This is a genomic window from uncultured Christiangramia sp. (genome assembly GCF_913046405.1).
GTDB lineage: Bacteria > Bacteroidota > Bacteroidia > Flavobacteriales > Flavobacteriaceae > Christiangramia > Christiangramia marina.
The window spans coordinates 1-9,838 of record NZ_CAJWRQ010000106.1 but is presented as its reverse complement, the minus strand read 5'-3'; the positions used below and the strand labels follow the sequence as shown (position 1 = coordinate 9,838).

General features: G+C 38.6%; 8 protein-coding genes. 7 read left to right on the top strand and 1 reads right to left on the bottom strand.

The genetic code is table 11. The features are described 5' to 3' along the window. The 3 genes from QZ620_RS12160 to QZ620_RS12150 form a co-directional block, all read left to right on the top strand. A partial coding sequence (locus tag QZ620_RS12160) for a prolyl oligopeptidase family serine peptidase (RefSeq protein ID WP_295182035.1) occupies positions 1 to 327 on the top strand: 327 nt, incomplete at its 5' end. Positions 328 to 397: 70 nt separating this feature from the next. Then, positions 398 to 1,438, top strand: coding sequence for a PLP-dependent cysteine synthase family protein (locus QZ620_RS12155; protein WP_295182034.1), 1,041 nt, complete (start codon positions 398 to 400; stop codon positions 1,436 to 1,438). 137 nt (positions 1,439 to 1,575) lie between these two features. Then, positions 1,576 to 2,838 carry an aminotransferase class I/II-fold pyridoxal phosphate-dependent enzyme gene (locus QZ620_RS12150; RefSeq protein ID WP_295182031.1) on the top strand — a complete coding sequence of 421 codons (1,263 nt, stop codon included), beginning with the start codon at positions 1,576 to 1,578 and terminating at the stop codon, positions 2,836 to 2,838. 47 nt (positions 2,839 to 2,885) lie between these two features. On the opposite strand, the gene QZ620_RS12145 is transcribed toward QZ620_RS12150, so the two are convergent. Beyond that, positions 2,886 to 3,851 (bottom strand): transporter, encoded by a 966-nt coding sequence (locus QZ620_RS12145; RefSeq protein ID WP_295182028.1) that lies wholly within the window; start codon positions 3,849 to 3,851, stop codon positions 2,886 to 2,888. Between the two features lie 106 nt (positions 3,852 to 3,957). Here QZ620_RS12145 and QZ620_RS12140 point away from each other — a divergent pair, with 106 nt between their 5' ends. From QZ620_RS12140 to QZ620_RS12125, 4 genes are all read left to right on the top strand, one after another. Further along, positions 3,958 to 4,251 (top strand): DUF4834 family protein, encoded by a 294-nt coding sequence (locus QZ620_RS12140; protein WP_295182026.1) that lies wholly within the window; start codon positions 3,958 to 3,960, stop codon positions 4,249 to 4,251. Positions 4,252 to 4,313: 62 nt separating this feature from the next. Continuing rightward, complete coding sequence (locus QZ620_RS12135; protein ID WP_295182023.1) at positions 4,314 to 6,743, top strand: YfhO family protein; 2,430 nt, start codon at positions 4,314 to 4,316, stop codon at positions 6,741 to 6,743. Between the two features lie 8 nt (positions 6,744 to 6,751). Then, the gene (locus tag QZ620_RS12130; protein WP_295182020.1) at positions 6,752 to 8,032 is read left to right on the top strand and encodes a glycosyltransferase family 4 protein; all 1,281 of its coding nucleotides are present in this window, start codon (positions 6,752 to 6,754) and stop codon (positions 8,030 to 8,032) included. Next, positions 8,032 to 9,489: a polysaccharide biosynthesis C-terminal domain-containing protein gene (locus QZ620_RS12125; protein ID WP_295182018.1), complete on the top strand. Its 1,458-nt coding sequence runs from the start codon at positions 8,032 to 8,034 to the stop codon at positions 9,487 to 9,489. The genes QZ620_RS12130 and QZ620_RS12125 overlap by 1 nt, the downstream gene beginning before the upstream one ends. Positions 9,490 to 9,838: the final 349 nt, after the last annotated feature.

Below are 9,838 nucleotides of genomic sequence, written 5' to 3'. Positions count from 1 at the left end.
ACCACTGGTGAATATGACGAATGGGGTAATCCTAATGAAAAGTCATATTATGATTATATGAAATCCTATTCTCCTTATGATAATGTTGTAAAACAGGATTATCCAAATATGCTGGTCACTACAGGTCTACACGATAGCCAGGTGCAATACTGGGAACCTGCTAAATGGATTGCGAAACTTAGAGAATATAAGACAGATCAAAACGTTTTATTATTACATACCAATATGGATGCTGGCCATGGTGGTGCTTCAGGAAGGTTTGAAGCGCTTAAGGAAGTGGCTGAAGAATACGCGTTTTTGCTGGATCTGGAGGGTATTAAGGAGTAATTAAAAAATTTGACTTAAATTTGTCGATTAATAAAATGTGTGAAAATGCATTTTATTTAAAGATCATTTTATGAGAGAAGATTTGCATGTTTACGATAACGTATTGCAATTAGTTGGAAACACCCCGTTGATCAACTTAAATAAAATCACTAAAGATTTCCCCGGAAAGTACTCCGCAAAGATCGAAGCTTTCAATCCAGGTCATTCCTCGAAGGACAGGATCGCTTTGTACATTATTGAAGAAGCTGAAAGAAAAGGAATTCTGAAGCCCGGAGATACTATAATTGAAACAACTTCAGGTAATACAGGTTTTAGTATTGCGATGGTAAGTTGCATCAAAGGATATGACTGTATTCTTGCTGTAAGTTCTAAATCGTCCAAGGATAAGATCGATATGCTGAAGACAATGGGAGCGAAGGTACATGTGTGCCCGGCGAACGTTCCAGCAGATGATCCACGCTCTTATTATGAAGTTGCAAAAAGGCTTCATTCTGAAATTAAAGGTTCGGTATATATTAATCAGTATTTTAATGAGCTAAATATTGATGCTCACTTTAATTCTACGGGACCAGAAATCTGGAAGCAAACTGAAGGAACTATAACGCATCTTGTTGCCTGTAGCGGTACTGTTGGAACAATTTCTGGAACTGCGAGATATTTGAAGTCTAAAAATCCTGAAGTAAAGATCCTTGGGATCGATGCATTTGGTTCAGTTTTGAAGAAATATCACGAAACCAAAGAGTTCGATAAAGATGAGATCTATCCTTATAGGATCGAAGGGCTTGGTAAGAACCTGATCCCATCAGCTACAGATTTTGACATGATCGATAAGTTCATGAAAGTTAGTGATGAAGATGCTGCACATACTGCCAGGGAACTTGCACGTACCGAAGGTCTATTCGTAGGTTATACCAGTGGAGCAGCAATGCAGGGATTGAAACAATACCAGGAAGACGGTGAATTTGATGAAAATTCTAATGTAGTATTAATCTTTCCAGATCATGGTTCCAGGTATATGAGCAAAATATATAGTGATGACTGGATGAATGAACAGGGTTTTCTCGATACTCAAAAAGATTCAAAATCTCAATCTATAGAGATCATCAAATAAAATATTAACAATTATTAACAAAAGCATCCTGTTCTTTGCAGGATGCTTTTGTTTTTGTTAGATTTCGATGTTTATAATTTACCTTGTAAAATTGGGCCAATTTTCAGTATTTTTGCGGCTCGTCTAAAAAATGACCGATGAAGGATTTATTTGATAAGATTTACAAAGACAAAGGACCGTTAGGAAAGTGGGCGGAACAGGCAGAAGGATATTTTGTATTTCCTAAACTTGAAGGACCTATTTCCAATAGAATGAAGTTTCGAGGTAAGAATGTAATTACCTGGAGTATTAACGATTACCTTGGTCTTGCCAATCATCCTGAAGTTCGTAAAGTAGATGCTGAGGCAGCTGCAGATTATGGATCGGCTTACCCAATGGGAGCTAGAATGATGAGTGGTCATACAGATCTTCATGAAAAGTTACAGGATGAACTGGCTTCATTCGTAAATAAACAGGCAGCATACCTGTTGAATTTTGGATACCAGGGAATGGTATCTACTATTGATGCTTTAGTTTCCAAACAAGACGTTATCGTTTATGATGTAGATGCTCACGCATGTATCATTGATGGAGTTCGTCTTCACCTAGGACAGCGATTCACTTACAAGCATAACGACTTGGAAAGTATCGAGAAAAACCTGCAGCGTGCAACTAAGATTGCTGAACAAACAGGTGGCGGTATTTTGCTTATTTCTGAAGGAGTTTTCGGTATGCGAGGAGAGCAGGGAAGACTGAAGGAGATCGTTGAATTAAAGAAAAAATATAATTTCAGACTTTTCGTTGATGATGCCCATGGTTTTGGAACTCTTGGAAAGACAGGAGCCGGAGCAGGTGAGGAGCAGGGCGTTCAGGATGATATTGATGTATACTTTGCAACTTTTGCGAAATCCCTGGCAAGTACTGGTGCATTCATCGCTGGAGATAAAGAGATCATGGATTATTTAAAGTATAACCTAAGATCTCAAATGTTCGCTAAATCGCTACAAATGCAATTGGTAGTTGGAGCTTTAAAGCGTCTGGACATGCTAAGAACTATGCCAGAACTTAAAGAAAAACTTTGGGAGAACGTAAATGCCTTGCAAAACGGATTAAAAGAGAATGGTTTCGATATTGGAACTACACAAAGTTGTGTAACTCCAGTATACCTCAAAGGAAGTATTCCGGAAGCGATGGCTCTGGTAAAAGATCTTCGAGAAAATCACGGTGTTTTCTGTTCGATTGTAGTTTATCCGGTAATTCCTAAAGGTCTTATTCTGCTTAGAATGATTCCTACGGCAACGCATACGCTAAAGGATGTTGAAGAAACCTTAACTGCCTTTTCAGCGATTAGAGAAAGACTTGAAAACGGAACTTATAAAAGACTTTCAGCTTCAGTAGAAGCAGCGATGTCTAATAAATAAGGATTATCAATCATATTAAAAAAAAGGCCGGAATTTCCGGCCTTTTTTTATTGATCTTTTTCTTCAGAATCTTCCTCAGCTTCACGACTAAGTTTTCTGCTTCTTGCACGTCTTTTATTTCCTTCATTGGACACTTCCAGGAATTCATCTACTTTATGCAAATCCAATCGATATGAAACGCCAAGAGCAACCTGCCAGCGGGAAGGAGTGTCTTTGAAGTTTACCAGTCCGCTTATATCAAACTGAAGGTTTTCACCCACCAGGTAAGCACCACCTCCACGAAGTAAATCATCAGCATACAGGTCACTTTTGATCCCCTGGTATTCTCCAAAGATCGCAAGGTTAGGGGTGACTGTATGAGTTACCGTTGCAATTGCGGTGTAGGTTCTATATTCCTCAGTTAGTTTATCGGCAATAATATTCATCACCAATACCCATCGACCCCAATTGTTTTGAGTGATAAGAGCTACCTTCGGACTAAATTTATTCTCTCCTTCGAACAGGTAAGGATTATCACCAAAGGCGAAGTTTGCCCCCGCGTAGATCGAAACTGCAGGAATCAGGGTTTTCCACTTAAACTTTCTGTTCGCATACCAGCTTCGAATATTTGGTTTCTCCTCTTCCATATTCTTATATGGATCATAGAAGAGATATTTAAGACCAAGCGTATTGGATTTAAAATTTCTTCCCGAAGTTTCCACTGTATTCCCAAGAAAATTCCGAACGATATCCTGATTTTCAAAAGCACCAGTAAGATTGATCTCAAGGTTTTCCATCAACAGTCCGTATCGCAGTTGGTAGTCCACTCCCCAAATGTCTATATCGGCGCCCAGACCTTCATGCATATCGTTTCCAAGGTAGAATCCCGATTCCAGCTGAATTACATTGGTTCCAACAGCGAAAGCCCCCTGTGATTGTCCCGGGCGGTTGGAGTTTATGGTTTCAGTATATTGTGCCTGAACAGTGAAGCCTGCCATTAGCAGAATCAGGCTGAAGATGCATGTATTGCGCATAACTTGCGGAGTTAATTCAATCAAAGATATAAGTTTTATTATAATTTTATTGCTGAAGCTACTTCCAATCTGAACGCTTATTTTTATTTTTGCCAAAAGCATTAGAATGTTAGAAGCATCCTTATCTGGAGTATTAAAATTTGTACTTGTAGTATTACTTATATATTTCGGATTCAAAATAATAATTCGATTTTTCGGGCCTCTTATCCTCAAATATTTCATGCGAAAAATGGGTAAAAAGTTCGAACAGCAGTTCGGCCAGCAATTTGGTAACCAGTTTGGAGGTGCGGCTTCCAAAAATTCAAAGTCAAATCCTACAAATATTGGTAAGGAACCTAAAGCCAAACCCAATAAAGATAAAAAGGTAGGCGAATATATCGATTACGAAGAAATTGATTAATTTCGAGACTTAGCAGGTTTTAGATCCTGCTTTTAAAATTTTCAGTTTCAAAAGACTTGTGAATGCCTGATATCAAGAAATTCATACCACACCTGCTAGTCCTGGCAGGATTTGTTGTTTTATCCCTATTTTACTTTCATCCTGTCTTACAGGGCAAGGAAATTTATCAAAGCGATATCATTCAGTATATCGGGATGGCCAAGGAGCAGAATGACTTCAGGGAACAAACGGGAGAAGAGCCTTACTGGACAGACTCCGCTTTTGGAGGAATGCCTACTTTCCAGTTAGGAGCATACTATCCGCATAATTATATCAAGAAGCTCGATTCTGCCTTGAGGTTTTTACCCAGGCCAGCAGACTACCTGTTTCTTTATTTTATAGGCTTTTATATTTTACTCCTTTGTTTAAAGATAGATTACCGGGTTGCCTTTGTGGGCTCTCTTGCTTTTGGTTTTTCCACTTATCTCATAATTATTCTTGGAATTGGTCATAATGCCAAGGCTCATGCCATTGCGTATATGCCCGTTGTGCTTGCCGGTATCATTTCAATATTCAGAAACCGAAATGTTTGGGGTTTCCTGCTCTTAAGTGTTGGGATGGCTCTAGAGATCCAAGCAAACCATTTCCAGATGACCTATTACCTGTTGCTTCTGGTCATAGTTCTTGGCATCGTTTATTTTATAGATGCGTTTAAAAAAGCATGGATAGGTAATTATTTCAAATCACTTGGAGTTATGGTTCTTGCGGTGGTTCTTGCCTTGGCTATGAATGCAACCAGCTTGCTTGCTACCAGCGAATATGCCAGTTACAGCACCAGGGGAGAGTCAGATTTAAGTATTGGACCAGACGGCGCTGCTAAAACAGAATCGGGTCTTAGCTACGATTACATCACGGAGTACAGTTACGGAATTTTAGAAAGCTTTAATCTGATGGTTCCTCGTTTACTTGGTGGTGGTAGTTCAGAAAATATTGGTAGCGATTCCAATTTATACGATGCTATATTAAAACTTGGTGCTGCACCGGCTCAGGCTAAAGATTTTGCAGAATCGGCTCCAACTTATTGGGGAGATCAACCATTTGTAGGCGCACCAGCATATATAGGAGCGAGTGTCATCTTTTTATTCATTTTTGCCTTATTTCTTATAAAAGGAAGGTTAAAATGGTGGGTAGTTAGTGGCAGTATGCTTGCTTTGATCCTGAGTTGGGGTAAAAACTGGTTTGCCGGTTCCAATCCTGTGACCAATATTTTTATTGACTATGTACCATTATATGATAAATTCCGTGCAGTGTCATCGATTCAGGTGCTGCTGGAATTATGTTTACCCTTATTAGCGATTGTAGGACTGCATAAATTACTATCAAAGAAAATATCTTCGGAAGAAAAATTAAAAGCCTTGAAATATTCAGGGTTTATTTCCGGAGGCCTGCTTATCTTCTTTTTACTACTGAGTTCAGTATTCGATTTTGCCGGTGCTAACGACTCGTTGTACAGGGAACAGTTCGGTATGGATTTTATCAATGCTTTGAAGGAAGATAGAAAGGATATCTTCTTCAGTGATGTAATGAGATCTTTACTTTTTACCGGAATTGGAGTTGGTTTGATCTGGGCATATCTCAAGAATAAGTTACAGACCAACCTACTAATCGCAGGTTTTGCAGTGCTTATACTTGTCGATTTAATTGGGGTGGACAGGCGTTATGTAAATAGTGATGACTTTGTGCAATCCAGAAAGATCAACCAGCCATACGAGCGATATATTGCAGATGATCAAATCCTGGAGGATACAACGCACTATCGTGTTTTCGATGTATCCGGAAGTCCGTTTAATACAGGAAGAACTTCTTATTATCACAATGCCTTAGGTGGTTATCACGCTGCCAAACCGGGCAGGATACAGGATCTGTTTGATTTCTATATCGCTAAGAATGATATGGAAATTCTGAGCATGCTCAATGTGAAGTACTTCATTGTTCCTACGGAAAATGGAGTACAGGCGCAACAGAATCCGCAAGCTTTTGGAAATGCCTGGGCGGTTCAAACGATTAAATGGGTGGATACCCAGAACGAGGAAATTCAAATTCTGAAGGATGTTAACCTGATGAACACCGCTGTTGTAAATTCTGAATTTAAAGACGTGGTGAGTAATGAATTTGTATATAGTTCCAGCACTAAAATAGATCTGGTGTCACAGAAACCGAATGAACTCAAATACAAATACGAAGCAGATACCGCTCAGTTCATTGTTTTTTCTGAAAATTATTATCAACCCGGTTGGCAGGCTTATATTGATGGAAAGGAAGTAGATCATATTCAGGCGAATTATACACTAAGAGCTATGAATGTGCCTGCAGGGAATCATGAAATTACTTTCAAATTTGAACCTCAGGTTGTTGAGACCGGAAGCACGATAGTTCTAATAAGTTCTATTTTATTTGGCTTGATATTATTTGGAGGACTGGGGTACGAGCTGAAAAATCGTGACCAAATTTAAATCTCTGAATGAAGAAAGCTCTTATTGTTACTTATTATTGGCCACCTGCCGGAGGACCGGGAGTTCAACGCTGGTTGAAATTCGTAACTTACTTAAGAGAATTTGATATTGAACCTGTTGTTTATATTCCTGAAAATCCAGGTTACCCACTTTTAGACAAAAGTTTAGTTGCCGAAATCCCAACAGGAATCCGAATATTAAAGCAACCAATTTTTGAACCATACAAAGTTGCAGAGATTTTTTCTAAAGGTGATTCTAAAACTATAAGTTCTGGAATTATAGCCAAAGAGCAGGAGCAAAGTGCCATCCAGAAGTTGATGTTATTTGTTCGCGGAAACTTTTTTATACCGGACGCTAGAAAATTCTGGATCAAACCCTCGGTGAGTTATTTAAAGTCTGTCTTGGAGAAGGAGAAGTTCGATGTTTTTATAACAACCGGACCTCCGCATAGTCTGCATTTGATTGGTTTGGAACTTCAGAAAAGTTTAGGCATAAAGTGGATAGCCGACTTTAGAGATCCCTGGACAGAGATTGGTTATCACAAAAAACTTAAACTCACTCAGTCTAGTAGACAAAAGCACGTGAACCTTGAATCTAAAGTGCTAAATAAAGCTGATCATATTATCACTACCAGTCATACCACCAAAGCTGAATTTGAATCTAAAACCACCAGACCTATTCGCGTAATCACGAATGGCTTCGATAATCTCCAGAAGGAGCCGATCACATCAGATCATTTTGAGATTTCTCATATTGGTTCTTTACTTTCAGGTAGAAGTCCTGAAATTTTGTGGAAAGCTATCGCAGAGATCGTAGAAAATGTTTCTGACTTCAGAAATAAACTAAAGATTCGATTGGCGGGAAAAATAAGTTCCGAAGTAAAGGAAAGTATTGAAGAACTGGGACTTCAGGAATATCTTCAAATTGATGGATATGTTAGCCATAAAGAAGCTCTGGAAATGCAAAATCGAGCTGCAATTCTATTACTTTTGGAAATTGACAGTGTAGAAACCAGGGGAATCATACCCGGTAAGATCTTCGAATATTTTGCTGCAAAAAAACCAATTCTGGCGATAGGTCCCGAAAGCTGGGAAGCAGGAAAAATGGTTCTGGATACGCAAAGCGGAACTTACTTGTTATTTCGTGATAAGGAAAAGGTCAAATCCTGGATTATAGATCAGTTTTATCGAAAAGAGGCACAGGGAGTCAAGCAAATAAATAGTGATATTTCACAATATCATCGTAGAGAGCTTACAGCTGAGCTGGCAGATTTAATCAAAAAGATCTAATGGGAATAATTATTAATCAGTCCATCAAAAATATGGTGACTACCTACTTGGGTTTTGCCATTGGAGCTGTAAATACATTATTTCTATTCACCTATTTCCTTACTAAAGAATATTACGGATTGGTGAGTTTTCTCCTTTCTGCAGCAAACCTTATCTGGCCGTTTCTGGTTTTTGGGGTACACAGCACGCTAATTAAATTCTTTACCTCTTACAAAACACGAAAAGAACAGGATCGCTTACTTACACTGATGTTGATTCTACCGGCACTGGCGGCTTTACTCTTAGGTTTAGTCGGTTTATTATTTTATACGGAATTGCTGGAATATTTTAAAGGTGAAAATGAGCTCGTCCAGCCCTATATCTGGTTGATTTTCCTGATCGCTTTTGCTACCGCTTATTTTGAAGTATTTTTTGCCTGGTCCAAGATATACTATAAAAGTTCCTTTGGTAATTTTATGAAGGAGGTCTTTCATAGGTTTTGCATAAGCGTTCTACTGCTTATGGTCTATAAGGACTGGATCAGCGTTTCTGATTTCATCTACGCTATCTCTGGCGTTTTCGTATTTAGAATGATTGTAATGGCATTGTATGCTTTTTCCTTACATCCACCAAGAATTAGCCTGCAAGCTCCTGAAAACCTATCCAGATTGCTTAAATATTCAGCATTAATACTAATCGCGGCCTCAGTAGCTACTGTGTTGCTGGATCTGGATAAAGTGATGATTGAATATTACATGCCTATCGAAAATGTTGCGATCTACGGTATTGCAGTCTATATCGCGACCGTGATCTCCGTACCACAAAAAGCAATGCATCAGATCACGCATCCAATGACTGCCGAAATGCTGAATACCAAAGATAAGGCCGGATTGAAGAACCTATATCAGAAAAGTTCGCTTAACCTTCTTATTATTAGCGCCTTGATCTTCATCTGGATAATCACGAATGTAGAATCTTTATATGAACTTATTCCGCAGCAATATCAAATTTCAGTATTTGTAGTACTCCTGATTTCAATCGTTAAACTTTACGATAACCTACTGGGTAATAACAATAGTATTCTATTCAATTCAGATTATTATAGAATTGTCCTCGGTATTGGTGTCATCCTCGTATTGCTTGCATTTATCCTGAATTATTTACTTATTCCAAAATTCGGACTCGAGGGTGCTGCGATCGCTAGTTTTCTGGCCTTCTTTGTTTACAATACTTCCAAAATATATCTGGTCTACTTCAAGTTCAGCATTCAGCCATTTTCGAGGTCTACGTGGTTGATGTTAGTATTAACGTTCGTCCTAACGGCTGGCTTTTATTATATCGACATCTCGGCCCTACCAGTTCTAAATATATTTTTGAAGGTTTTAGTATCCGGGATTATCTACGGACTAATCATCTATTTTTCTAAGGTTTCTTCGGAAATAAATACGATGATCGACAAGGTTCTGAAATTGTCATAAACGAGAAAACCCCATCCGCAAGGCAGCATCAGGGGTTTTCTAACTAACCAACCAAAAAATTAAATTATGAACTTGTCATCTACTATATATTATTCATATTTCGTGCCGAACTTCTAGTTCTTGAAGAAATATTTTTTCTTTCGTTCACTGAAGACTTAGACCTGCTCGAAGATCTTGTTCTGGTCGACCCAGACATCTGTCCGGTTGGACGTTGAGCACTTGTATTCCTTTCAACAGAACGAGTTTTATTTTGAACTTTTGGAGTCCTTTCGGTGTTCCGTACTGATGTAGAACGACTGGTTTTTTGAACTCTGTTATTTGAAGACCTGGTATCTAATCGAGAGTTTCT